1 protein-coding gene is annotated in these 730 nt (G+C 68.4%); it reads left to right on the top strand.

Annotation, left to right across the window (positions count from 1 at the left end; translation table 11 throughout):
* Positions 1 to 16: 16 nt before the first annotated feature.
* The coding region (locus AC3EO7_RS37830; RefSeq protein WP_435593886.1) for an acyl carrier protein at positions 17 to 730 on the top strand (714 nt) is incomplete at its 3' end.

Below are 730 nucleotides of genomic sequence, written 5' to 3'. Positions count from 1 at the left end.
CGCTGATCGTGCCCGCATGAACCGCGCAGGCGTCACAGCGTTGAGTGCGCAGCAGGGGCTGGAGTTGTTCGACATCGCGGTCCTGGCGGGGTCGTCGGGACCGGCAGTGAGGGTGCCGGCACTACTAGATGCCAAAGCCCTGCGGTCTTCGGCCGGAGCCGGCCCGGTTCCGGCGCTGTTGCGCGCCCTGGTGCGGCGTCCAGCCCCCCGGATGCAAGCCGTTGCGTCTGCCGGTGGGTCGGTGTTGAACCGGCGACTGTCGGGGATACCCGCACTGGAGCAGCAGGCTGTGGTTTTGGAGGTGGTGCGCGGTGAGATCGCCGCGGTGCTGGGCCATGCCACGGCCGCTGCGGTGGATCCGGAGCGGGCGTTCACCGAGGCCGGGTTCGACTCGCTGACCGCGGTCGAACTCCGCAACCGGTTGGGGGCTGTGACCGGGCTCCGTTTGCCGGCCACGTTGGTGTTCGACTATCCGAACCCCACTGCACTGGCGGCCTATTTGACCACGCAGGTCGCCGAGAATGCCGGGGCTGGAAGTGCGGCACCGGTGCCAGTGGCGGTGGCGGTGGCGATGGATGAGCCGATTGCGATTGTGGGGATGGCGTGCCGGTTGCCGGGGGGTGTGCGGTCTCCGGAAGGACTGTGGGATCTCGTCGCGTCCGGTGGTGATGGGATTTCGGAGTGGCCAACCGACCGGGGCTGGGATGTAGAAGCGCTGTACGACTCGGAT

This window comes from Nocardia sp. bgisy118 (assembly GCF_057708605.1).
This window is presented reverse-complemented; position numbering and strand designations above follow the sequence as displayed.